General features: G+C 50.6%; 22 protein-coding genes, 3 tRNA genes and 1 other annotated feature. Of the genes, 21 read left to right on the forward strand and 4 right to left on the reverse strand.

The features are described from left to right. Positions 1–166 precede the first annotated feature (166 nt). The 15 genes from JG50_RS0110975 (at position 167) to rplT (ending at position 11,898) form a co-directional block, all read left to right on the forward strand. On the forward strand, positions 167–1,108 hold the full coding sequence (locus JG50_RS0110975) for an EamA family transporter (protein ID WP_033101128.1): 942 nt from the start codon (positions 167–169) through the stop codon (positions 1,106–1,108). A 105-nt stretch (positions 1,109–1,213) separates the two neighbouring features. Then, positions 1,214–1,705 carry a transcriptional regulator NrdR gene (nrdR, locus tag JG50_RS0110980; RefSeq protein ID WP_033101129.1) on the forward strand — a complete coding sequence of 164 codons (492 nt, stop codon included), beginning with the start codon at positions 1,214–1,216 and terminating at the stop codon, positions 1,703–1,705. Between the two features lie 173 nt (positions 1,706–1,878). Then, complete coding sequence (locus tag JG50_RS0110985; RefSeq protein WP_033101130.1) at positions 1,879–3,330, forward strand: replication initiation and membrane attachment family protein; 1,452 nt, start codon at positions 1,879–1,881, stop codon at positions 3,328–3,330. A gap of 130 nt (positions 3,331–3,460) precedes the next feature. Beyond that, positions 3,461–3,536 (forward strand) — tRNA-Phe (locus tag JG50_RS0110990). Between the two features lie 4 nt (positions 3,537–3,540). Further along, a tRNA-Gly gene (locus JG50_RS0110995) sits at positions 3,541–3,615 on the forward strand. Positions 3,616–3,625: 10 nt separating this feature from the next. Beyond that, positions 3,626–3,715: transfer RNA gene (locus JG50_RS0111000), tRNA-Leu, on the forward strand. A 152-nt stretch (positions 3,716–3,867) separates the two neighbouring features. Next, entirely contained in the window at positions 3,868–4,437 is a 570-nt protein-coding gene (locus tag JG50_RS0111005) for a nitroreductase family protein (RefSeq protein ID WP_033101131.1), read from the forward strand. Positions 4,438–4,589: 152 nt separating this feature from the next. Then, a complete protein-coding gene (gene mqnC / locus JG50_RS0111010; protein ID WP_033101132.1) occupies positions 4,590–5,702 on the forward strand; it encodes a cyclic dehypoxanthinyl futalosine synthase in 1,113 nt (370 codons plus the stop codon). A gap of 180 nt (positions 5,703–5,882) precedes the next feature. Further along, a complete protein-coding gene (locus JG50_RS0111015) occupies positions 5,883–6,512 on the forward strand; it encodes a metal-dependent hydrolase (protein ID WP_033101133.1) in 630 nt (209 codons plus the stop codon). 278 nt (positions 6,513–6,790) lie between these two features. Beyond that, positions 6,791–7,054, forward strand: coding sequence for a hypothetical protein (locus JG50_RS0111020; protein WP_033101134.1), 264 nt, complete (start codon positions 6,791–6,793; stop codon positions 7,052–7,054). Positions 7,055–7,290: 236 nt separating this feature from the next. Next, positions 7,291–8,160, forward strand: coding sequence for a putative sporulation protein YtxC (gene ytxC / locus JG50_RS0111025; protein WP_033101135.1), 870 nt, complete (start codon positions 7,291–7,293; stop codon positions 8,158–8,160). A 342-nt stretch (positions 8,161–8,502) separates the two neighbouring features. Beyond that, on the forward strand, positions 8,503–10,410 hold the full coding sequence (gene thrS, locus JG50_RS0111035; RefSeq protein WP_033101137.1) for a threonine--tRNA ligase: 1,908 nt from the start codon (positions 8,503–8,505) through the stop codon (positions 10,408–10,410). A 194-nt stretch (positions 10,411–10,604) separates the two neighbouring features. Further along, positions 10,605–10,743: a sequence feature (ribosomal protein L20 leader region), on the forward strand. Beyond that, entirely contained in the window at positions 10,706–11,284 is a 579-nt protein-coding gene (gene infC / locus JG50_RS0111040) for a translation initiation factor IF-3 (protein ID WP_081943868.1), read from the forward strand. Its footprint overlaps the feature before it by 38 nt. Positions 11,285–11,304: 20 nt before the next feature. Beyond that, entirely contained in the window at positions 11,305–11,502 is a 198-nt protein-coding gene (rpmI, locus tag JG50_RS0111045) for a 50S ribosomal protein L35 (protein WP_033101138.1), read from the forward strand. A gap of 42 nt (positions 11,503–11,544) precedes the next feature. Then, positions 11,545–11,898 carry a 50S ribosomal protein L20 gene (gene rplT, locus JG50_RS0111050; protein WP_033101139.1) on the forward strand — a complete coding sequence of 118 codons (354 nt, stop codon included), beginning with the start codon at positions 11,545–11,547 and terminating at the stop codon, positions 11,896–11,898. Positions 11,899–11,998: 100 nt separating this feature from the next. Here rplT and JG50_RS0111055 read toward each other — a convergent pair whose 3' ends face one another. Both JG50_RS0111055 and JG50_RS0111060 read right to left on the reverse strand, forming a co-directional pair. Next, positions 11,999–13,615 carry an MDR family MFS transporter gene (locus JG50_RS0111055; protein WP_052154220.1) on the reverse strand — a complete coding sequence of 539 codons (1,617 nt, stop codon included), beginning with the start codon at positions 13,613–13,615 and terminating at the stop codon, positions 11,999–12,001. A gap of 96 nt (positions 13,616–13,711) precedes the next feature. Continuing rightward, positions 13,712–14,128, reverse strand: coding sequence for a MarR family winged helix-turn-helix transcriptional regulator (locus JG50_RS0111060; RefSeq protein ID WP_052154221.1), 417 nt, complete (start codon positions 14,126–14,128; stop codon positions 13,712–13,714). A 375-nt stretch (positions 14,129–14,503) separates the two neighbouring features. Between JG50_RS0111060 and ilvD the strand changes: the two genes are divergently transcribed. From ilvD to leuB, 6 genes are all read left to right on the forward strand, one after another. Beyond that, positions 14,504–16,174 (forward strand): dihydroxy-acid dehydratase, encoded by a 1,671-nt coding sequence (ilvD, locus tag JG50_RS0111065; protein ID WP_033101140.1) that lies wholly within the window; start codon positions 14,504–14,506, stop codon positions 16,172–16,174. 588 nt (positions 16,175–16,762) lie between these two features. Beyond that, complete coding sequence (ilvB, locus tag JG50_RS0111070; RefSeq protein ID WP_033101206.1) at positions 16,763–18,487, forward strand: biosynthetic-type acetolactate synthase large subunit; 1,725 nt, start codon at positions 16,763–16,765, stop codon at positions 18,485–18,487. After that, a complete protein-coding gene (gene ilvN, locus JG50_RS0111075; RefSeq protein ID WP_033101141.1) occupies positions 18,488–18,985 on the forward strand; it encodes an acetolactate synthase small subunit in 498 nt (165 codons plus the stop codon). It begins immediately after the preceding gene. 39 nt (positions 18,986–19,024) lie between these two features. Next, the gene (ilvC, locus tag JG50_RS0111080) at positions 19,025–20,032 is read left to right on the forward strand and encodes a ketol-acid reductoisomerase (RefSeq protein WP_033101142.1); all 1,008 of its coding nucleotides are present in this window, start codon (positions 19,025–19,027) and stop codon (positions 20,030–20,032) included. A gap of 9 nt (positions 20,033–20,041) precedes the next feature. After that, positions 20,042–21,613 (forward strand): 2-isopropylmalate synthase, encoded by a 1,572-nt coding sequence (locus tag JG50_RS0111085; RefSeq protein ID WP_309485158.1) that lies wholly within the window; start codon positions 20,042–20,044, stop codon positions 21,611–21,613. Positions 21,614–21,628: 15 nt separating this feature from the next. Further along, positions 21,629–22,735: a 3-isopropylmalate dehydrogenase gene (gene leuB, locus JG50_RS0111090; RefSeq protein WP_033101144.1), complete on the forward strand. Its 1,107-nt coding sequence runs from the start codon at positions 21,629–21,631 to the stop codon at positions 22,733–22,735. Between the two features lie 157 nt (positions 22,736–22,892). On the opposite strand, the gene JG50_RS0111095 is transcribed toward leuB, so the two are convergent. Further along, a complete protein-coding gene (locus JG50_RS0111095; RefSeq protein WP_033101145.1) occupies positions 22,893–23,414 on the reverse strand; it encodes a DUF2062 domain-containing protein in 522 nt (173 codons plus the stop codon). 286 nt (positions 23,415–23,700) lie between these two features. Then, positions 23,701–25,281 carry a glycoside hydrolase family 10 protein gene (locus JG50_RS0111100; protein ID WP_052154222.1) on the reverse strand — a complete coding sequence of 527 codons (1,581 nt, stop codon included), beginning with the start codon at positions 25,279–25,281 and terminating at the stop codon, positions 23,701–23,703. Positions 25,282–25,289: the final 8 nt, after the last annotated feature.

The raw sequence follows: 25,289 nt of genomic DNA on the forward strand, positions 1-25,289 counted from the left end.
TTGGTGAAGGAAAAGGAATCTATGTTCTTGTTGATATTGTAAAGGAAAATTCAAAAAGTAACAAGTAAGAAGCGGTTCTTTTCCCGATAAACTTAATCCGCTATGATAAAGTTATTGGATTTGGTAAAAGGATGAGAAATAGAGAGAAGGACGCTGGAGGGATCGTGTGAACGCTTTGCTTCGTAAGCGGCTGAAGGGAATTGCAATGGTGATTGTCGGCGGTTCCCTGTGGGGAATTTCCGGAACCGTGGCCCAAGTTCTGTTTCAACGATACGGTTTCCAGGCGGGAGGGCTTGTGACGATCCGTCTGCTGTGTGCCGGGATTCTCCTGTTGTTCTGGGCGGGGATGAAGAAACAGGGAATTTGGGCTGTTTGGAAAGATCCGCGGACCGGGTTGAAAATTCTTATTTTTGGTTTGATCGGGATGCTCGGAGTGCAATACAGTTACTATGCCTCGATTCAATCGGGCAATGCTGCGACTGCGACGCTTTTGCAGTATCTCGGCCCGGTTTTCATCACCGTGTATATGGCGCTGAAAATAAGGCAACTCCCGGGGAAAAACGATATAGTTGCGCTTGTGCTGGCTATGCTCGGCACGTTTTTGCTGGTAACCAATGGTTCATTAAAAGGGCTGACCGTACCGCTCCCCGCGGTTTTATGGGGGCTTGTGTCCGCACTGACCGCCGCTTTTTACACCGTTTACCCCGGACGATTGATTAGCCGCTTCGGTTCGGTTGTCATCGTCGGGTGGGGGATGCTGGTCGGGGGGATCGGCATGGGGCTGGTCAATCTGAATGCCCCGGGGAGGATAAAAGCCGATATGATGACGCCCCATGTACTGGCATTGGTCGGTTTTGTGGTCATATTTGGCACGCTGCTCTCTTTTTATCTGTATCTGGACAGCCTTCGTTATTTATCTCCGGATGAAGTGGGAATTCTGGGCAGCGCCGAACCTTTGTCGGCGGCGGTGATGTCGGTTTTTTGCTTTCATCATATTCCCGGAGCGTTTGAGTTGGCGGGAGGACTTTGCATCATTTCCACTGTTGCGATTTTGTCACGCAAAAAAGAGGAAAAAGTGGTCCCGATGGATCAGAAAACAGTGGTGTGAAGTAGTCGGGCCGATGCGAGCAGATTACGGATGTGAATAGAATAAACGGTCATAAAACTTCGGGTGTGTTATGGGATCAAAATCGGAATGAAGGGGAGAGTATCTTTGAAATGTCCAATTTGTGGCAATAACGGCAGCCGGGTTCTTGATTCACGTCCCGTTCACGATGGGCGGGCCATCCGGCGCCGGAGAGAATGCGAAAAGTGTGAACAGCGGTTTACCACCTTTGAAATGGTGGAGGAGCAACCTCTGATCGTGATCAAAAAAGATGGCAGCCGTGAGGAATTCAGCCGTGAGAAGCTGTTGCGGGGGCTGATTCGCGCGTGTGAAAAAAGGCCGGTTCCGCTGGCCAAGTTGGAGTCGCTGGTGGCCGAGATCGAAAGCCGCTTGCGCCAGGCCGGTTCGGCGGAGGTTCCTTCAAAGGAGATCGGTGAAATGGTGATGGAGCGCCTGGTGGATATTGATGAAGTGGCTTATGTCCGCTTCGCCTCTGTCTATCGCCAATTTAAGGATATCAACGTTTTTGTCAATGAACTGGAAGATTTGCTCAACCGTTCGCGCCGCGCCCTGCAGGAAGAAAAAAAGCGTCAATCCTGACCTGAAAAACCGGGAGGGCGGCGGTGTCCTGCCGGCTGATCTGCAACACATTTTCGCAAAAAACGTTTGATCCCTCGTCTGTATGAACCGGAAAAGCATCCTTGGCAGATGCCGGATCACCTGATAAAATGGTACAGCGTTTCGGGGTTTTTGTAAGTAGAGGGGGACTGACGATGTCATTTTTTTGGAAAGATCTCGGCTGGCGATGCCGTACGCACCGTCCGCTTCACACCGCCGATTCGCTTTGCCTGCTTCATCTGTACCAGCCGATTGTGGGCACGACGGCGATCTCTCTATACATGACGCTTTATTATCAAGTGCCGGTTCATCGTGCCGGTTTTTCCGATTTTCACAGCCATTCTTATTTGCTTAATCTCTGTCGGCTTACATTTGACCAACTTTTGGAATCACGCTATTTGCTCGAAGGAGTCGGTTTGATTTCCACCTTCGAAATCAAAGATCAGGAGCACGGCCATTTTTATGAATATGAGCTGATCCCGCCTCTCACTCCGGCTAAATTTTTCCAAAGCGATGTTCTCAGCTTCGCGTTATATAACCAGATCGGCAAAGAGCGTTTCTTGGCGATGAAAGATTGGCTGACTGGCGGACAGGAAAAGGAAGAGAAGAATCAAAACACGTTGACGGTCAATCTCACCCGTTCATTTCAGGAAGTATTTAAAAGCCTTTCTCCGGCTGAGTTGGCGCGGGCCGCGGAGTTGGGGAAAGAGGCGGTCGGGCCGGTTGCAAAGATCGATGAGAGCTTGCATGAAGGAAAGTGGCCGCAATTGGATGGCCCGGACGATGGTTTTGCCCTGATAAAAATGAGACTTTCATCCTTGGTTGATGAAAATGCCTGGACAGATGAATTAAAAAGGGAATTGAGAGAGATTTGCTTTTTGTATCAGCTCGATGACTGGGATCTCCTGAAGGCATTGCAAAATCCTTATGTTACGAGAAATGGGCAGATCGACACAGATCGGCTGCGCTCCTATATAAAAAGCGAATACCGGTTGCGGTTTGGCGACAATCCGGTCGTAACCCGCAAGCCGCTGAAACCGTCAACCAGCACCGACGAAACTCCGGAGGCCCCGAAGAGCCATGACGAAGCGTCTCTGTCGGAAGAGGAGAAGCATTTTAAGCAACTGGCCCAAATTTCCCCATTGGAATTGCTTTCCTATTATCATAAGGGAACGCGGATTCCCGACAGCGATGTGGAATTGGTGGAAAGGCTTATTCGCCAATATGGTTTGCCGCCGGCAGTGATTAACGTCCTGCTGGAATATGTGCTGCTGAAATATGATTATAAATTGCCGCGCAATCTCGTCGAGAAAATTGCCGGCCAGTGGAAACGGCTGGGGATTGAAACTATACAGGATGCCCTGAAGCAGGCTCGGAAGGAAATATGGGAACCAAAACGGAAAAAGACGCGTCTGAAGGGACAGGCCAAACAGGAGGAGAAGTTGCCGCAAATGCTGAAAAAGCAATTTGAAGCGGAGGCCGTTTCCGCAGAATCACCGGCGCAGCAGAGGGAAACGGAGGACAGGCAGGCACAAATCCGGGCAAAGCTTCGTTTAATGAACGAAAAATTTAGCGCTGCGCAAAAAGAAAATAAGAATACTCCCTGAGCAAATCACGGGGAGACCGATGGATGATACTTCTCGGAATTTGTGATCACAAAAAAATAATAAAAACAATTGCAATCCATCTTTCCCCGTGTTATAATCTCTTTTGTCAGCCAATCAAATAGCTTTGTTTGGTTCGGTAGCTCAGTCGGTAGAGCAGAGGACTGAAAATCCTCGTGTCGGCGGTTCGATTCCGTCCCGAACCACCATCTTGCGGAAGTGGCTCAGGGGTAGAGCATCGCCTTGCCAAGGCGAGGGTCGCGGGTTCGAATCCCGTCTTCCGCTCCATTTTTTATAAGCCGGGGTGGCGGAATTGGCAGACGCACAGGACTTAAAATCCTGCGGTGGGTGTACTACCGTGTCGGTTCGAGTCCGACCCTCGGCACCAGGTCCAAGTCCTTCCGCCCGGAAGGTTATTTTTTTGCCTCCGTTTGATTGACGGGGGCTTTTTGTTTTGATTGACGGGTGAACGGCTTCTGGCGTACAATGAAGTAAAATGAGAACGATTATCAATTGATGGAGCGAAAAGAGGGGAAACGGATGGAACTTTTTGAAGCGATTCGCACAAGGCGGAGTATCGGCAAGGTCAAGCCGGACCCGGTGCCGAAAGAGAAAATCGAAAAAATGCTGGAAGCGGCGACGTGGGCTCCGAATCATCACCGGACTGAGCCGTGGCGCTTTTTGGTTCTGACGGGGGAAGGCCGGAAGCGTTTGGGCAATGTGATGATGGCCGTGGCGAACGAAAAGAACGAGGAACTCTCGCCGGCGGAAAAAGAGGAGCAATTACGGCGTGAATTGAACAAGGCGTTTCGCGCTCCGGTGGTAATCGTGGTGGTCGCTTCTCCTGCCGACCGTCCCAATGTGCTTGAGGAAGAGGAGCTGGCGGCTTGTCATGCGGCTGTGCAAAATATGTTGCTCGCCGCGCATGCGCTTGGTTTGGGAGCCGTTTGGCGAACCGGAAAAGCGGCATATCATCCGGCGGCCAGACAGGAATTTGCACTGGCAGACCATGAGAAAATCGTCGGCTTTGTTTATACCGGTTATCCGGATCTCCGGCCTCCTGCCGCAAAACGGACCCCGTTTGCTGATAAAACCACCTGGATCGGATAGTTGCCGTTATCCCTGGCTATGACAATTTCCCGTCATTTGTGATACGATAAACAAGGTAATCTCATTCGGGTATGTTGATACCGATACAGGATATCCGTTCAACACGCCTGAATCAAATGATTGTCCGACCTGGTCAGGGAGGGTGAGAATATATGACGAAGATCGATTCCATATTGGAACGGGCATTGGCCGGTGAGCGTTTGGGATTGGAAGATGGGATCGCATTATGGGAAAGCGACGAAATCGAAAAAATGGGCCGGGCCGCTGACCAGATCATGAAGAAGTGGCATCCCGAGCCGGTAACTACATTTGTGATCGGGCGAAATATCAATTATTCCAATGTCTGCGATACTTACTGCCGTTTTTGCGCTTTCTATCGCGCGCCGGGGTCTCCGGAAGGGTATGTGTTGCCCAATGAGACGATTTTTCAAAAGATCCAGGAGACCGTTGATGTAGGAGGGACGGAAATCCTGATGCAAGGCGGAACAAATCCGGATTTGCCGTTCGAATATTATACTGATTTGCTCCGTGAGATCAAAAAGCGATTTCCCGGCATTACGATGCACTCCTTCTCACCGGCGGAAATTCTCAAAATGAAGGAAGTATCCGGATTATCACTGGAAGAAGTGATTCGCCAGCTCAAGGAAGCCGGCCTTGATTCGCTTCCGGGCGGCGGGGCTGAGATTCTGGATGATGAGATCAGAAGGAAAATCAGCCGTTTGAAAGGGTCTTGGCGTGACTGGATGGATGTGATGCAGACAGCGCACCGGGTTGGCATGCATACGACCGCGACGATGGTGATCGGATTTGGTGAAACCTACGAACACCGTATTAACCATTTGCTTCGCATCCGGGAAGCGCAGGACGAAACCAAAGGCTTCCTCGCTTTCATCGTCTGGACGTTCCAGCCGGATCATACCAATCTGAAACGGGAAAAACTTCCGCCGGAAGAGTATCTGAAAGCGGTGGCGATTGCCCGGCTGATGTTGGATAATATCCCTAATTTCCAATCTTCTTGGGTGACGATGGGGCCGGAAATCGGCAAGTTGTCGCTCCAGTATGGCTGTAACGATTTTGGCAGTACGATGATTGAAGAAAACGTGGTGTCAGCTGCGGGAACGACACATAAAGTGAATACCAATCTGATTTTGCGCCTGATCCGGGAAGCAGGAAAAATCCCCGCCCAACGCAATACCAAATATCAAATTTTGCATGTGTTCGGGGAGAACGAGACTGCCGCCCGCGATTTTGTCATGCAGAATTAGCGAGAACACCACAAAAACCTTGGTCAGAGTATATTCTGATCAGGGTTTTTTTCTTTGGTAATTTATTTTATAAATAATAAAACTGTTCTTGTGAAATGGATTTTATTATAAAACTTTGATATTTTTAAGAAGGTTGTATGGAACTTTTTACATATTGGCATTCTTGGAGGAGGAGAAACAGTGCAAGGAAAAACGCATGTGGCTATCGGAATCGCCACAGGAGTGGGACTGGCCTGTTCATCCGGGAGTGATGACGTAGCCGAACTCAGCTTGACAATTGTGCTGTCGGGATTCGCTTCGCTTCTGCCGGACATTGATGAAGACGGGAGTCTGATCAATAACTTTATCTTTCCCTCATTGAAGCGAACCTATCGTTCCTTTGCGTTAGCGGCATTGGGGGTGATTATGGCTGCGCTTTATTTTGTGAAAGGATTGCCGTTGTGGGTTCTTCTCATTGGCATTTATGCAGCCGGGGTGGCTTATGTTCCTCATCGGACGGTTACCCATTCGGTTCTGTCGGTATTCTACGTTGGCTGGGTTACGTACCTGATTTCGCCCCCGTATGTATTTGCAGTGGTCATGGGCTATTTGTCCCATTTATTTGCGGACACATTAACCACGGCCGGTGTACCTTATTTGTGGCCTTATCATAAAAAATTCAATCTGAAAAAACTGGGGATTCATATTAAAAGCGGGGGAAAGGAAGATCATCTGATCGGCACGTTATCGCTGGTTTTGGCTGCAATCGGATTTGTTTATCTGGTCGGCCATATTTTTTATCAGCAGGCGGCTTCATCGGGCTGGTTTTAAACCGCTGTTGCAGGTCGGGGCAGGGTGTTGCCCTTGACCTCTGCCAGGAGGTAAACTTGGCAGATGGTTTAAGCCGCAGACGTGAAAGAAGAGTTCCCCGTTTGTATAAGGGGGACCAAGCGCCATTCATATGTGAATCACAAACTTAGAAAAAATATCGCAGGTGATTAAGGGATGATGGAGAGAACGATCGTTGGAAAGCTTATCCTCCGGATACCCAATGGATCTTATTTTATGTAGAAGGATATGAGGGATTCTATGGAATTCGTCCAATACCAATGAAAGGGTCCTGTTCGATTTATGAAGCGAAGTTACAAGATCTGGGGTTTGACTTCTCATCTGTTCGTTACTTTGATCCAACCGAACTGGATGATGGTGAAATGGAAGAATTTGACGAATGCGCTGAAGAATATTTGTACGAGTGGTTCTCAGACCGGTTTTTGGAAGCAGGTGGAGATTCATTTCCTCTTCCTTGTTACCTGCAATTCCATGATGGCGGGAGGCGTTTTAACATGAAAACGAAACAATGGACAGAAGAATAAAAATTGTTATTATTCAATCCGGCTCTTTTGTGCGCTGTCCGCCTTGCCGGCTGCATCCAAATTCCCCCGGCTTAAATGTGATACACCGAAGGAAATGGCGCGTTCCATGCTTGTGGCGGGAGGCAAGATTGACCGGCTGTTGCGACAGGGTTTTCTGTAAAGCCGGGCGATTTGTGTATACAGATTCCCGCAATCCCATATATTGTTATTAAGCTTTTGCCGAAAGGGGGAATTGGGTGAATTATTTAATTTCCGTTCGCTTTCATGACCGAAAAAAAGTACTGCGCTTGCGGCCCTATCTGCAAAATCTGTTGGCCGAACGCCGTTGTTCGTTGACGTTGGCGGAAATTGAAGGAAGACATTTTTTTTGGTTCCAATTTCCGCCGGGACGTGAAGAAGAAATAAGAAAAAAAGTGGGTTGGGCCGTGGCGCGCTACATATGCGATCAGATTGAACCGGACCTGATCAATTGGATGATCCGCCGGTATGATCCTTTTCGTTCGCATGAAGAGGTCGGGAGAATCAGGCGGGAGGTGTTCAGGCAACTGAAGTCGAGCGCCTGGGAGTACAAGAAATCCGTCTACGCTGACCGCAGGGAGAAATTGGCGGAACAAGTGGAATGGTACTTGCGGGAGAATTGCCGGCTGGCTGTTGACGGTTATGTGCGCTTTCGCATGAAAGGACATTTCCGCGTACTGGCCTCCTGTGTCAAAGAAGCAGTCGCCTCCTATCGCCTTGATCAGGAATATAAGGAATTTATCCGTCTGTTGCGCCAATTTGTTCAACTCCAAGTTCCCAAGGTTCCCTTGATTCATGTTGTTCACCAGGCGGATGGCGGGTTTCGGCTGCTGTTGGCAGACGGCCGGACGCTTCCGCAAAAAGAATTGAATGAATGGGGGTATGAAGGATGGGAAACTCCTTTTTCCAATGAGGATTATATTCTGGGCGCCTTGCTGACAGCCGTGCCTGAACGGGTGGTCGTACATACGGAACAACGGCATGAAAATGTGATCCGCACCCTGCTGCAAATCTTTAAAGGCCGCATTATGCTTTGTGATGGTTGCAGCCGGTGCAAACCGGCAGTAAAATGGGGAGAAGATGCTTGACTAAAATGCGGGGAAATGAGTATAATACATAAAAATTTCAATTTTAGCGGCAATGCGAAGGACACGAGCAGTTTTCCATGGTTTCAGAGAGCGGGGGTCACCGGCTGCAAACCCCTGTACCCGCTGGGAAGGTGCTTACCCCCTTCAAGCTGCAACGGGGAACGCGGAAGTTTGCCAGTATCCGTTGCCGGCAACACACCGTTATTGTGTTGGAGGATTCCGTTGGTTTTCTTTTTGTTTGCAACGGGATTGAAAAAGGGTGGAACCACGACAGCAACGCTCGTCCCTTTCCGGGGATCGGGCGTTTTTTATTTTTTCCTATACTGAAGGAGGAGAAGCAAAATGGAAATGGCAGTGAAATTGCCTGACGGTTCGATTCGCCAATACGACCGCCGGGTGACTGTAAGCGACGTGGCGGAATCGATCAGCAAAAGTTTGCTCAAAAAAGCGGTGGCGGGAAAAATCGACGGAAAAGTGGTCGATTTGAACCGGGAAGTTCCCGACGGCGCCCAGGTGCAAATTCTGACGCTGGAAGACAAAGACGGAGTCGAGGTATACCGGCACAGTACGGCGCACTTGCTGGCACAGGCTTTAAAACGGCTTTACCCTGACGTGAAACTGGGAATCGGTCCGGTCATCGAAGACGGCTTTTACTATGATGTCGATTTGCCGGTGCGCCTGACGCCGGAAGACTTTCCGAAGATCGAGGCGGAGATGAACAAGATCGTCAAAGAGAATCTGCCGATCGTCCGCAAAGTGGTCAGCAGGGAAGAAGCGATCCGCCTTTACGAAAAAGTGGGAGACCATTTGAAACTGGAGATTATTCGCGACCTGCCGGAAGATGCCGTGATCACCATTTATGAGCAGGGAGAGTTTTTCGATCTCTGCCGCGGTCCGCATCTGCCGTCGACGGGGAAAATCAAAGCCTTCAAATTGCTCAGTGTGGCCGGGGCGTACTGGCGCGGCGATTCCGACAACCAAATGCTCCAGCGCATTTACGGCACGGCCTGGCCGAAAAAATCGGAGTTGGAAGAGTACCTGCATTTTCTGGAGGAAGCCAGAAAACGGGATCATCGCAAACTGGGGCGTGAACTGAAGCTGTACATGTTCTCCGAAGAGGCTCCGGGGATGCCGTTCTACCTGCCGAACGGGATGACCCTGCGCAATGAGTTGGAGCAGCTTTCACGCGAAATGCAAACCAAAGCGGGATACAAAGAAGTGCGCACGCCGCTCATGATGAATCAGCGCCTTTGGGAACAATCGGGCCACTGGGATCATTACCGGGAAAACATGTACTTCACCGATGTGGACGAAGCCACATTTGCCGTCAAGCCGATGAATTGCCCCGGGCACATGCTGATCTTTAAAAATGAGATTCGCTCTTACCGTGATCTCCCGCTCCGTCTGGCCGAGTTCGGGCAAGTGCACCGCCATGAGTTGTCGGGCGCTTTAAACGGAATGTTGCGCGTTCGAACGTTTACCCAGGATGATGCCCACATTTTCGTGCGCCCGGACCAGATCGAAGAAGAAGTGATGAATGCGCTGAAACTGATTGACCAAATTTATTCTGTTTTCGGATTCCCTTATTCCGTTGAGCTTTCCACCCGTCCGGAAGATTCGATGGGATCCGATGAATTGTGGGAAAAAGCGGAGTCCGCTCTGAAAAGCGTGTTGGACCGCGCCGGAATCGACTACCGGATCAATGAAGGGGATGGCGCCTTCTACGGTCCGAAAATCGATTTCCACATTCGTGACGCCCTGAAACGCAGCCATCAATGCGCCACAATTCAGCTCGATTTCCAGATGCCGGAGAAATTCGATCTCTCCTACATCGGCGAAGATAATGAACGGCATCGGCCAGTGGTGATTCACCGCGCCATTTACGGTTCCATCGATCGGTTTATCGGCATTCTCGTCGAACACTACGGCGGTGCCTTCCCGCTTTGGCTGGCGCCGGTTCAGGTGCGCGTGATTCCGGTTTCCCGCGATTATAATGAATATGCCCGAAAAGTGACGGATGAATTACAAAGAGCCGGCATCCGCGTCGAACTGGATGCGCGTGACGAGAAGGTCGGCTATAAAATCCGTGAAGCTCAGGTGCAAAAAGTGCCGTACATGTTTGTCGTCGGGGAAAAAGAGCTGAATTCCGGAACGGTAGCCGTCCGCAAGCGCACCGAAGGGGATCTCGGCGCCAAACCGCTGGATGAGGTAATCCGTGAGCTGAAAGAGGAGATCGGCGAAAGAAGATAAAGTCACCGCACAGGCAGGTTGTAGGCCAATCCGCTCGGAGTGCCCTTGCCTTCAATGGGCATAAAGGGGCTTCGCAGGATGAGATCAGGACTCGCTTGACAGCAGGGATATTTTTCGATACCCTGTTGTCTGTCTGTGATCGTGAAACGGCGTAAGCTTGACATTTCCTGTTAGCGTATGATACGATATCTTCATCATGCAAGAAGAAGCGCCCGCTTCTCACCTGATCGACGCTGTGTTGCTGTTGACAGGTCATTAGGAAACGGTTGAATTTCCTTGTGATAATGGGATTTAAATGCGGGCGTTTACTTGCGCCCGCATTTTTTTGTTTTCAATACTTTTCCGGAGGTGGCAGGTTATCAGCAAGGAACATCAGCACCAAGTTAATGAGTCGATCCGTGCTCGTGAGGTTCGCTTGATCGGAGTCGATGGGTCGCAGTTGGGGATTAAACCGCTCAGGGAAGCATTACGCTTGGCGCAGGAAGCGAATCTGGATCTTGTCAATGTCGCACCGCAAGCAAAGCCGCCTGTTTGCCGAATCATGGACTATGGCAAATACCGCTATGAGCAAAGCAAACGGGAGAAAGAAGCCCGCAAAAACCAAAAGATCATTCAGATTAAAGAAGTCCGTCTGAGTCCGTCGATCGAAGAAAATGATGTCCAAACCAAGCTGAACAACGTGAAGAAGTTCTTGCAAAAAGGGAATAAGGTGAAGTTGACCATCCGTTTCCGCGGACGTGAAATCACGCACCAGGAGCTTGGCCGCAGGATTTTGGATCGCATGGCGGACGAGGTGAAGGAGATCTCGGACATCGAGCGTCCGCCAAAGCTTGAAGGCCGTCAAATGATTATGATTTTAACACCGAAACAGTAGTTGCAAGGAGGATACACGCGATGCCAAAAATGAAAACCAAACGCGCTGCAGCAAAGCGTTTCAAAAAAACGGGAACAGGCAAAGTGAAACGCAACCATGCGTTTAAAAGCCACTTGCTCGAAGGAAAAACTGCCAAGCGCAAACGCAAGCTTCGCAAAAGCGCACTCGTTCATTCCGGCGATGTAAAACGGATTAAGCAACTGATCGCATATATGTAAGCAATTGATTAGAGACAGAAGTTACTTCAGGAGGGATTTATTGTGGCTAGAGTGAAAGGTGGTACCGTTACTCGCGCTCGTCGCAAAAAGGTACTGAAACTGGCGAAAGGTTATTTTGGTTCCAAACACCGTTTGTTCCGCACGGCGAAACAACAAGTGATGAAATCCTTGATGTACGCTTATCGCGATCGCCGTCAACGCAAACGCGATTTCCGCAAACTGTGGATTACCCGGATCAATGCTGCTGCGCGGATGAACGGTCTTTCCTACAACAAATTTGTCCATGGCTTGAAAGTGGCAGGTGTGGACATCAACCGCAAAATGCTGGCTGAACTGGCCGTCAGCGATCAAAAAGCATTTGCTGAACTGGTCAACGTTGCGAAAAACGCAAAGTAACCCAGACTCACAAAAAGGCTTTTTTCCGGCCCGGATTTCCCGGGAGGAAAAGGGCCTTTTTTGCATAAAAAACACTCTCTGTGGCGAGAGTGTAAGAGAATTAAGCTGTTTTTCGCTGCCAGTCGGGATCTTCTTCCACCGCCTGCGCATTGGAGGTGCGCAACGGGATTTCCCTGACCAAAAGCGCGATGAGAATCGCCATGAGCAAAATCAAGCCGGCAATGAAGAAAACATGGTGAATCGCGATGGTAAGCGCTCCCCTTGAGAATGAAACGATGGTGTCGAACACGGGAATGAGCGAACCGGGCAAACGGGAGCGAATCTGGATGAGCTGGGCTTGATCCATCAGCAGTTGCGGATTGCCGAGCGATGCGATTTTCTTCAGCATCTGCGGGGTTCTGGCCGCAGCGGGCAAATGGTGGCGGATATTGGCCATCAAGGTGCCCATCCGGCTTTGAATCGCTGTATTCATCACCGTTCCCATGATGGAAACCCCAACCGTACCGCCCATCTGGCGGAATAATTGGGAAGCGGAAGTGGCCACCCCGAGAAACCTGTAATCGACTGCATTTTGAATCGTCAGGTTGAAGATCGGGAAACTGCTGCCCAGCCCGATGCCGATCAACAGCATGCGCCAGGCGATTTGCCAATTGTCGGCGTTTTCCGTGAGGGTTGTCATACTGAATACGCCAAAGGCCATGATGACCAGCCCGGTAAGCGCAATCCATTTATACCGTCCGGTGCGGGTCACGATTTGCCCGGACCCGGTGCTGGCGAGCACCATGCCGAGGGTCATCGGCATCATGAGAAAGCTGGAATGGGTTGCCGACAGCCCCAGCACCCCCTGAATGAAGAAGGGGGTGTACATAATCGAACCGAACATGGCAAATCCGATCAAAAAAAGAGCCGCATTGGACAGGGAGAAAATGGATGTGCGAAAAAGGCTGAGGGGTAAAACCGGATTTTGTGCCGATCGTTCAATCAGCAGAAAAAGGATCAGGAAAGCGGCAGATCCGGCGAAGAGTCCGAGAATGACCGGTGATGTCCATGCATATCGCGTGCCGGCCCAGGAAAAGGCCAGCAGCAAGGGAATCATGGTGATCATCAGGAAAAGGGAGCCCAGGTAGTCGATTGAGACAGGCCCTTTTCTGGGAACGGACGGGAAAAGGAACCAGATCAAGACGAATGCGATAATGCCAAAGGGTAGGAAAATCCAGAAACACCAATGCCACGCCAAGTGATCCACGATATACCCGCCCAGGGCAGGCCCCAAAATGCTGGCCAGGCCAAACGATCCGCTCATGATTCCCTGCCAGCGCCCGCGTTCTCTGGGTGAAAACAGGTCTCCGACAGCGCTGAAGGCGGTGGACATCACCATCCCTCCGCCAAATCCCTGCAATCCGCGGAACAAGATCAATTCAAGAATTGTCGATGAAGTACCGCAAAGAAGTGACCCGATCACAAAGATGCCCAAGCCGATCAGGATAAATGGCTTCCGCCCATAGTTGTCTGACAGCCTTCCGACCAAAATCACGGTAATGCTCGAGGTGAGCATATAGATGGTGAACACCCACTGGAAATACTCCATTCCTTTCAGTTCGGCGATAATCCGCGGCATGATGTTTCCCACGATCGTTTGATTCAATGCCGCAAACAGTAAACTGGCAACAATCGCGACCATGATGGTCATCTTCTGCTTGGAGGATAAGTGTTCCACCGACTGGTAACCCCTTTTTGGAATGATTGAATGGTCAAGGGTCGACTGCTGTCATGATCCCGGACTGGAGCAAAAAGAGATTATCTGTTTATCTGTTTAACTTATCTTTTGCAGCAAAGTCAAAAGTGTTTCAATCTCTTCGGTGGTTAATTTTTCAAACTTACGGCGAAAATACTCCGATTTTTTATAAGACAATTCTTCAATTGTTTTTTTTCCGAGTTCGGATATGTGCAATTCCACCACCCGCTTATCCAGCTTGGAACGCTTTCGGTAGGCCAGGTTTTTCTTTTCCAGCTGGTCGGCGACATGGGTGATGTGGCTTACGGAAACATTAAATTCCTGTGCCAGCGCCGTCACGATTTGCGGGCTCTTTTGCTCCAATTGTTTTAAGACGCCAAACTCCGCTCCGTTAATTCGATCACCCCAGATTTCTGCCAAATCCCGTCGCAAATCACGCAAAATATGGCGAAAAACCTGTTCGAGTTCCAGACTCATTTCCAATCGGTCTGACATAAGAAAATCTCCTTAATTCATACAGTTGGATTCATAATACTAATGTTTAAGTAAGTGAAATAGTTTAACCATCATTATATCTTTTTTCGTTTATTCAGGCAATATAAATTTATTTATTAAAAATATTAATTTATCTATATAGAGCCGAGTGTGGAATTTGCCCAGTCAGGCAGGTTGATTTGCACGCAGGAAAATACCGTATTTCGTTCAGGAATGTTGGAGACCGAACGCTCATCCCGTTTCGGTCCGGCGTGAGCGCTTCTCCATCGACCCGGTCGGCAACTTACATTTACGAAAATAAGAGAGTGACATAAAAAAATATTTGATATAAACTGATATGAAAAAAAGTTTGCACCATCCAGGGAAGGTGATAAGATGCGAAGTGACCGAATCAAAAAAGGAATTGACCGGGCTCCCCACCGTGCATTGCTCCGTGCGGCCGGCGTCAAGGAAGAGGATTTTGGCAAACCGTTTATAGGCATATGCAACTCGTTTGTGGAAATTATTCCGGGGCACATCCACCTTAACCGTTTTGCCGAAATTTTGAAGGAAGCCGTACGGGAAGCTGGTGGCGTTCCGTTTGAGTTTAATACGATTGGTGTTGACGATGGGATTGCCATGGGCCATATCGGAATGCGCTATTCTCTGCCCAGCCGGGAAATTATCGCCGATTCGGTGGAAACGGTCGCGCTCGCCCACTGGTTTGACGGGCTGATCTGCATCCCCAATTGCGACAAGATTACACCCGGTATGATGATGGGCGCGCTCCGGGTTAATATTCCCACGATCTTCATCAGCGGTGGTCCAATGGCTGCAGGTGTGACGCCGGCAGGAGACAAAGTGGACCTCTCGTCCGTTTTTGAAGGCGTCGGAGCGTATCAGGCGGGGAAAATTGATGAACAGCAATTGGAAACCCTTGAGAAATTCGGTTGTCCGGGATGTGGTTCCTGTTCCGGCATGTTCACCGCCAATTCGATGAACTGCTTGGCCGAGGCGCTCGGGCTTGCTCTGCCGGGGAACGGAAGCATTCTCGCCCGGACTCCTGAGAGGGAAGAATTGGCGCGGCGCGCGGCACGGCAAATCATCCGCCTGATCGAAGCCGACCTCAAACCGCGGGATATTGTGACGGAAAAAGCGTTGGACAATGCCTTTATCCTGGACATGGCGATGGGCGGTTCCACCAACACCGTTCTGCATACGATGGCGATCGCCCATGAAGCCGGGGTGGAGTATCCGTTGTCCCGCATCAATGAACTTTCCAAACGCGTTCCCTATATTTGCAAGGTGAGCCCGGCCGGGCAGTGGCATATGGAAGACGTGGACCGCGCCGGCGGGATTTCGGCGATCTTGAATGAGTTAAGCCGCATCGACGGTTTGCTTCATCTCGACACGAAGACGGTGACACTGGGGACGCTTGGGGAAAATATCGCCGGAGCCGAAATAAAAGATCCCCGTGTGATCAAACGGGTGGAAGAGGCCCACAGCCAAACGGGAGGTCTGAAAATTTTGTACGGAAATCTTGCTCCGGATGGCGCAGTTATCAAAGCGGGAGCCGTTGATCCGTCAATCACGAAGTTTTCCGGCGAAGCCATTGTTTTTGAATCACAGGATTCCGCTTTGGCCGGGATCGCCTTGGGCAAGGTAAAACCGGGCCATGTGGTCATCATTCGATATGAAGGTCCCAAGGGCGGGCCGGGAATGCCTGAAATGCTTTCACCGACCTCGGCCATTGTTGGAATGGGCCTGGGCAAGGAAGTCGCGCTGATCACAGACGGCCGCTTTTCCGGAGCGACAAGGGGCATTTGCATCGGCCATGTTTCACCTGAAGCCGCAGAAGGCGGACCGATTGCTTTGGTTCAGTCGGGAGACCGGATTGAGATCGACTTGGAAAAAGGAACCCTTCATCTGGATGTCCATGAAGAAGAACTGGCTGCCAGACGTGCCCGCTGGCAAGCTCCGGACGTTCAGGTTTCCGGAAAATATTTGCGCCGGTATGCGAGTCTTGTCACTTCGGCCAATACCGGAGCTGTGTTAAGAGAGGTGTGACTTTTCTTCCGTTCCCTGTCGGGAGCGGATTATTAGAATTTTGTAAACGATTGCAAATTTGTAATAAAAAAATGAGAGAAACTGTGTTGACAGCTGTTTAGGATGATGACTATAATATCAGCTAAATAATCAAAATCTTTACCCGAGGGTTACAAGATTGAAGCTTCTTTATTTATCCGATCCAATATTTCCTCCAATAATTGCAGGGATTGCTTTTGCAATGCCGATTCGTCGGATAATTCGATAAGTTAAGACGATGAAAAGGACGATGGCAAGGAGGCGCGATACAGAGAGTCCGGGTTTGCTGAGACCGGAACCGCAGCCTTGTACATCTCTCACCTTGGAGTTGAGTGTCGAAAGGCGCTTTGCAGCGCTGAGTAGTACACTACCGGTTGTCCCGTTAACGGCAGGAGTATGGAGTTGATCCATACTCAGTGAGGTCGATTTTCGCGAGAAGTCGACAAAATTGGGTGGTACCACGAACCTGTTCGTCCCAATGAGCGCTGCTTGGCATGCGAGCAAAGGGCGGATCAGGTTCTTTTTATTTTTGCTTTTTTAAAAGGAGGAGAAATGCCAGTGGCTCCCCAGATGGAAACCCTGTCTGGTCAGTTAGTTGAGACGAAGGTTGAGGAGAGAAAGTTTACCGGGTCAGAAATCTTGCTTCGATGTTTGATCCAGGAAGGAGTCGAGGTGATTTTCGGTTATCCGGGTGGAGCTGTGTTACCGATTTATGATTCGCTTTATGATGGGCAGATCCGCCACCTGTTGGCCCGCCATGAGCAAGGTGCCATTCATGCGGCGGACGGTTATGCGCGTGCGACGGGGAAACCTGGCGTCGTCGTGGCCACTTCCGGTCCGGGAGCAACCAACCTGGTGACCGGGATTGCCACCGCGATGATGGATTCCGTTCCGCTGGTCTGCATCACCGGCAATGTGGATCAGTCCCTTTTGGGAACCGATGCCTTTCAGGAAGCAGATATCACGGGCATTACCATGCCGATTACAAAGCACAATTATTTAGTGCGCGATGTGAATGACCTGCCGCGGATCGTCAAAGAGGCGTTTACGATTGCGACTCAGGGCAGGCCGGGTCCGGTGTTAATCGACATCCCGAAGGACGTATCCAATGCGAAAGCCGCTTTTGAATATCCGGAAAGCGTTGAGATTCCCGGGTTTCATCCTTGGCGAACGCCCGGAAGGGAACAAGTCGAACAGCTTTACGAAGCCATTGCCGAGGCGAAAAAACCGCTGATTTTGGCTGGAGGCGGGGTTGTCAGCTCCGGTGCGGCGGGTGAATTGATCGCGTTTTCGGAAAAAACGGGCATTCCGGTCACGACCACTTTGATGGGCATCGGCGGTTTTCCCGGAACCCATCCGCATTGGCTCGGGATGCCGGGAATGCACGGGACTTATGCAGCCAATCACGCCCTGCTGGAGTGTGATCTTCTGATCGGGATCGGGGCGCGATTCGATGACCGGGTTACCATGGGGCGCATTGACAAGTTTGCGCAAAAAGCCAAAATCGCCCACATCGATATCGACCCGGCGGAAATCGGCAAAAATGTGCGGACCTACATTCCGCTGAACGGGGATGTCAAATCCGTGCTTCAGCTGATCAATCAGGAGGTTCCACGCAGTCGCTCAAACAAGTGGATGGATCAGCTGGATGAATGGAAGCAGCGGTTCCCTCTTCAATACAAAGAGACGGAAGATGGCCTGAAACCGCAATGGGTGATTGAGCAAATCTACCGCACGACTCAAGGGGAAGCGATCATTACGACCGATGTCGGACAACACCAGATGTGGGTGGCTCAGTTCTACCGTTTCCACCATCCGCGTTCCCTGCTGACCTCCGGTGGGCTGGGAACGATGGGATTCGGTTTTCCGGCAGCGATCGGGGCACAACTCGCTTATCCGGATCGGACGGTAATCGCAGTCGTCGGCGATGGGGGTTTTCAGATGACAGCGCAGGAGCTGGCCGTCGTTTCACTGGAAAATATCCCCGTGAAAGTGGCGCTCATCAACAATCAGTGCCTCGGCATGGTACGCCAGTGGCAGGAAATTTTCTACAAAAAGCGGTATAGCGAAGTCGATCTGGCTGGCAGCCCTGATTTTGTCACACTGGCGGAAGCCTATGGCGTAAAAGCCTGGCGGGCCCACACCAAAGACGAGGCGAAAAAATGCTGGGAAGAAGCTTTGGCCCACCCGGGACCGGCCCTCGTCGACTTTTGGGTTTCCCCGGAAGAGAATGTTTATCCGATGGTGGCGCCGGGATCAGGCTTGGATGAGATGGTAATGGGAGATGAGATCTAGATGAGGCATATCCTTTCCGTACTGGTAAACAATCAGCCAAGGGTGTTGGCCCGCGTTGCCAGTCTGATCGGGCAACGCAATTACAACATCGAGAGCATCAGCGTAGGAGAGTCGGAGAAAGAAGGCCTGTCCCGCATGATCATTATCACCGGCGGCGATCACCAGACATTGGAACAGGTAAGAAAACAATTGGAAAAATTGATTGATGTGATTAAGGTTGAACATTTGGAAAAAGAAAAGACCGTCGAAAGGGAGCTGCTTCTGATCAAAGTGGAAGCAACTTCGGCGGTGAGAGCCGAGATTTTCGGCATTGTCGAACCTTTTCGCGCCTCGATCGTCGATGTGAGTCCACAGTCGCTTACCATTCAGGTAACGGGCGAACCGGCGAAACTGGAAGCAATGGTTGAACTGCTGCGCCCGTACGGCATCATTGAGATTGCCCGCACCGGTGCGATTGCCCTGGAACGCGGTTTAAACAAGGTAAAAGCGACTGTTTGACCAATAAAAAAAGGACCAATTCTCTGAGGAGGAATGAAGATGGCACAAATGTTCTATGAGCATCATGCAGATTTGTCATTATTTTCGGAAAAAACAGTAGCGGTAATCGGGTATGGAAGCCAGGGGCATGCCCAGGCGCAAAATCTGCGTGACAGCGGGGTACACGTGATCGTGGGGCTGAGAAAAGGAAAGTCATGGGAAAAAGCCGAAGCCGATGGATTCCAGGTGTTTGAAGTGGATGAAGCGGTGAAACGGGCCGATGTGGTGCAGCTTCTGCTTCCTGATGAGCTTCAGGCCAAAGTATACAAGGAACAAGTGGAACCGCACCTGAAACCGGGATCTGCTCTCTTTTTCTCCCACGGTTTTAACATCCACTTCGGCCAGATTGTTCCGCCCGAAGATGTCGATGTGATTCTGGTAGCCCCCAAATCGCCGGGTCACTTGGTAAGACGGGTATATTGCGAAGGCTTCGGGGTTCCCGCCCTGATCGCGGTTCATCAGGATGCGACTGGCAATGCGCACGCGCTCGCTCTGGCTTACTGCAAAGGAATCGGTTCCACCAAAGCGGGAGTGATCCAAACGACATTTAAAGAAGAAACCGAAACGGATTTGTTTGGAGAGCAAGCGGTATTGTGCGGCGGGGTCAGCCAGTTGATCAAAAGCGGATTCGAGACGCTGGTTGAGGCCGGGTACCAGCCGGAAGTCGCCTACTTTGAGTGTTTGCACGAGTTGAAGTTGATCGTTGACCTGATGTATGAAAACGGCCTTTCCGGCATGCGTTACTCCATCAGTGACACGGCGGAGTACGGGGATTATGTGAGCGGAAAACGGGTTGTGGCTGAAAGCAGTCGTGAAGCGATGAAGCAGCTGTTAAAAGAGATTCAGGACGGAACATTTGCCCGCCGCTGGATTGAGGAGAATCAAACCGGCCGCAAGCAGTTTACGGCGATGAGAGAAGCGGAGAAAGAGCATGAGATTGAGAGAGTCGGAGCGAAGCTGAGAGAGATGATGGTATGGGTGAGCCAAAAAGAACCGATTCAACAATAAAGATAAATCATAAAGGAGGAAGCGGTTATGCGCACGATCACCATTTTTGATACAACCCTTCGCGACGGGGAGCAGTCGCCCGGTGTGAACCTCAGCCCTCGTGAGAAAGTGGAAATTGCCATCCAGCTGGAACGGTTGGGAGTAAATGTGATCGAAGCCGGGTTTGCCGCTTCCTCAGCCGGAGATATGCAAGCAGTGCGTGAGATTGCCAGCCGGGTGAAAAATGCTTCTGTTTGCAGTTTGTCCCGCTCGGTCAAGGGAGATATCGATCAGGCGTGGGAGGCGTTGCGCGCAGCCGAATCACCCTATCTGCACCTCTTTCTGGCAACCTCGCCAATTCATCGCGAGTATAAGCTCCGGATGAGCCGGGAACAGGTCATTGAGCGGGTGCGAGAAGCGATCCGGTATGCTAAACGGCTGTTTCCGATCGTTGAATTTTCATGTGAGGATGCGGGTCGAACGGAAATCGACTTTCTGGCCGAAGTAGTCCGGGAAGCGATTAAAGCGGGGGCAGGCGTGATCAATCTGCCGGATACGGTGGGGTATCTCACTCCGAATGAGTATGCGCAGATGTTCATGAATGTAAGAAAGGCCGTGCCTGAAGTGGAGCAGGTTCGTTTGAGCGCACACTGCCACGACGATCTGGGCATGGCGGTGGCCAACAGCCTGGCGGCGATTGAAGCCGGGGTCGACCAGGTGGAATGCACGATCAATGGAATCGGTGAACGGGCCGGCAATGCCGCGCTTGAAGAAATTGCCTTGGCGATCAAGACGCGGGAGCAGTATTACCAGCTGCAAACGACTCTCAATTTGCGGGAAATCCATCGCACCAGCCGCATGGTGAGCAAATTGACAGGCATGATGGTTCCTGGCAATAAAGCGGTGGTCGGTGCCAACGCGTTTGCACATGAATCCGGCATTCATCAGGACGGAATGCTCAAAAACAGGGAAACTTACGAGATCATGAGGCCGGAGACCGTCGGTCTGACGGAAAGCCGCCTTGTCTTGGGAAAACATTCCGGCCGGCATGCTTTCAGGGATAAGTTGTTGCAGTTGGGATATGAATTGAATGAAGAGCAATTAAATCAATTGTTCATCCGTTTTAAGGAACTCGCCGATCGCAAAAAGGATGTCGCGGACGAGGATATCGTTGCTTTGGTCGAGGAAAAAATGAGCGATGCAAAAGATGCTTATACACTTGAGTCATTGCTGGTCACCTGCGGGAGTCATTCGTTGCCTACCGCATCCCTTCAGATCAAGCGGGTTTCGGATGGTTCGGTATCGGAAGAAGCCGCTTGCGGAAACGGGGCGGTCGATGCGATCTTTAAGGCGATTGACCGTTTGACCGGCGTACAGGTGGAATTGAAAGATTATCGCATCCATTCGGTTACACAGGGAAAAGACGCATTGGGAGAGGTTTTTGTTCAGTTGAGCCAAGGTGAGTGGACCGTGAGAGGAAGAGGAGTCAGCACCGACGTGTTGGAAGCGAGCGCCCGGGCATATCTGGATGCGGTGAATCGCCTGCTCAGGCGAACAGGCGCGGCTGCCGGGGACGGAATGGCGAAGATAACGGCATCTTGAGAGGAGTGGAGTCAGGTGAGCGAAGTGAAAAAAATTGCCGTTTTGCCGGGAGACGGCATCGGTCCGGAAATCACCCAGGAAGCGGTAAAAGTTTTGCAGCAAGTTGAGAAAGAATTTGGATTTTCGTTCTCCATTCAGTACGGAATGATCGGGGGAGGAGCGATCGACCGGGTGGGCATTCCCCTCCCCCCGGAAACGATGGAGCTCTGCGAAAAATCCGATGCGGTTCTGCTCGGAGCCGTTGGCGGACCCGACTGGGATTCCTATCCGCCGGAATTGAGACCGGAGCAAGCTCTCCTCGGTATCCGGAAAGGGTTGGGACTGTATTCCAACCTGCGTCCCGTCACCCTGTTTGCAGGCTTGGAAAACAGCTCGACTCTCCGGCCTGAGGTGCTTGCCGGAGTTGATCTGGTGGTGGTTCGCGAATTGACCGGCGGCATTTACTTTGGCGACAAAGAGCGGACAACAACGCCTGAGGGAGAAGTGGCGACGGATCTGTTGATTTATCACGAGTTCGAGATTGAGCGCATTGTTCGCTTGGCGTTTGAGATTGCACGCGGCCGGAAAAAACGGGTTACTTCGGTTGACAAAGCCAATGTTTTGGAAAGCTCCCGGCTCTGGCGGGAAGTGGTCAACCGGGTAGCCAAAGATTATCCTGATGTCCAGGTGGAGCACATGTTGGTCGATAACTGTGCGATGCAAATCATTCGCCGCCCCGCCACTTTTGATGTCATCGTGACGGAGAATATGTTTGGCGACATCTTAAGCGATGAAGCGGCGATTTTAACCGGATCGATCGGAATGTTGCCATCCGCAAGCCTGGGAGAAGGTACGATCGGTCTGTATGAGCCGGTTCATGGATCAGCACCGGATATCGCCGGGCAAGGCGTGGCCAATCCGGCCGCAGCGATCCTCTCCGCGGCATTGATGCTTCGTCACTCCTTCGGTTATGAGGCAGCCGCCGCCGCGGTTGAACAAGCGGTTCGCACCGTTTTCGAAAAAGGGGTGCGGACACCTGATTTGGCCAGCGAGAATCAACTGGCGGTCAGTACGGAGGAGTTCGGCGATCTCGTGGTTGAAGAGTTACGCCGGACGGAGTGGCCGATCGAGGAGACCGCCTGAAGACATGAATCCACGGCCCCCGCACTTCCCTGTCGTTCCCTTTGGCCCAAACGGAAAAGCGGGGGCCTTCTATTTTAAAATAGAAAATCTGTTGATCTGAAAATCGCTATTGCGGAAAAAGAAACGCCCCTGATTCCCATGAAGGAAGGGGCGTAAATTATGAACAGTTTCGTAGCAATTTATAGAAGTTTCTACTTTCATACAAACGATAAATAATAAAGTAGGAGATAAACCCGAACAGCGCTCCCAAAATGGACTGCCCGATCAGGACGTGCAATCCGCCGTGCAAAATGTCCCAAAGAATTTGCAAATTACCTGAAAAAATCTCGGTAAAAGAGTGATCTTCAAAATTCATCGTCCCGGTATTCACCGGGTAGATCCATTCGCCCAGTTTCTTGGAGACCGGGAGCATTATGACGGGTAAGAAGGTTAATTTCCCGATGATGTTGCCGATAATCGCTGCCGGAAGCGAACCTTTGCACAGGCGGACGATCGGGTAAAACAGGATATAGATCAGCGAACATGTGGGGATGACGATCATTTCCAAACCGAAACCAAGCGCAAACCCCAGCGATACTTTTTTCGCCCCGCCGGGTGAACGCAACAACTTGAGAAAATTAAAGCGAAAGGTCCTGCCCAGCCGTTTTATGCAATTATGCTTTCGTTTTGTTTTCATCATGGTTTCCCTCTCCCAAAAGAGCCCTGCCCACTTCGGAACGAATCAGCAAGGGGATTGGCTGCCGATTCGTTTCTCTATCTCTATTTTAGCTTTTATGGAACGATTGAAAAAATCCTTTTAATTCCAATGTTTGTGCTCCATATGATAGAACATTGCTTATTAATTTCATTATAAAGCAGACTCTCAGCTTATTTTTTCAAGTCTTTTACAATTTATTAAAAATCGGCCTCATGTGTGAATTCGGGGAAGGGAAGGCATGGAACGAACTCCATGCCTAAAACGGTTTTTAACGGACAAAAATCGGATTGCTTGGTTTACTTTCATTATGCAGCCGATCGAGGGCGGTGATTACATAGATTGCAGGTTTGTTTTCAGCCGTTCGGTCATCAAATGTTTGCAGGCCATTCCCGTTTTTTCTGACTGTGGCGATCAGGTTTTGCGGACGATTGAGACTGATCTCTTTTGCGCTGGAGAAACGATAGATGGCAAAGGCTGTGCTGTCCCCTTTCGACTGGTCCTTCCAAACCAGGTGAACAGCCGAACCGCTTTTGTTTTCCGCTTTTAACAGCTTCGGCTTCTTCGGTGGGTTGTCATCCAGCCACGGCATCGTCGGAATCAGTGCCGGATATTTGAATAAATCATTTTTCAGACGGTCCCGGAAACCGAGATAATTGGCCTTCACGTCTTTATAGCTGAAGAAAATACTTCCTTTTACCTCAGCAAACTGATTGTTGAAGAGCAGCTGGTTGGGCATTTCTTCCGGATCGTCCCAAGCTTCGGTGCTGTGGCCAATTTTATAGGCCGCTTGTCCGATATACAGGTGAACATTTTTGCCGTTTACCTCATGGGCCCACCAATCGACCAGTTTTTCGTAGGCAGCCGGAGCGTAGCCGAAATTCCAATAAATCTGCGGTGCGACATAATCGATCCATCCCTCGTTGATCCAGGTGCGGGTATCACAGTAAATCGAGTCATAACTTTGCAGACCGTTTGTATCGGAACCGGTCGGGTCGGTATTTTGATTGCGCCAGATGCCGAAAGGGGAAATCCCGAATTTTACATAAGGTTTTGCCTCTTTGATCGCATGGGAAAGTTGCTCTACCAATAAATTGACATTGTGGCGTCGCCAGTCCCCTTTATCGGGATAATCGGCTCCATACTTCTGATAAGTTGGGTCATCAGGAAAATCGATTCCGGAAACGGGATAGGGATAAAAGTAGTCATCAAAATGAACAGCATCAATATCATAATGGTTGACGACTTCCATCACGCTGTTGATAATGTAGGCTCGCACTTCGGGAAGACCGGGATCAAGGTAGAGCTTTCCGCCGTAGGATCGAACCCAGTCGGGGTGCAACCGCGCCACGTTGTTTGGCGCCAACTGGTCGGTTTCTGTATCCATGCTGACGCGATAAGGATTGAACCAGGCATGAAATTCCAGATTGCGCTTATGGGCTTCGCGAACCATGAAGTCGAGCGGATCATAACCGGGGTTTTTTCCCTGTGTACCGGTTAGGTATTTGGACCAGGGATTTAATTTGGAAGGGTAAAAAGCATCCGCGGTCGGGCGGATTTGCACCACAACGGCGTTCATATTCAGTTCCTTCGCTTCATTCAAGATTTGGATAAATTCCTGTTGCTGTTGTCCGATCGGGAGGCCCGGTGCGGAAGGCCAATCGATATTGGTGACAGAAGCAACCCACAGGGCCCTTAACTGTCGTTTTTTCCATGTGGTTTCCTGTGAGAGGGTGCCGTCGTTGTCCCCGGCACGGGCGGATGGAATGTTCGACGTAAGGAACAGGCTTCCTGTTAACAAAAAAGAAAGGAAAAAAACACCGGCTTTTCGCCAAAATGAACGGTTCCTCATGTGATTCC

The sequence above is a fragment of the Thermoactinomyces daqus genome (assembly GCF_000763315.1).
GTDB lineage: Bacteria > Bacillota > Bacilli > Thermoactinomycetales > Thermoactinomycetaceae > Thermoactinomyces_A > Thermoactinomyces_A daqus.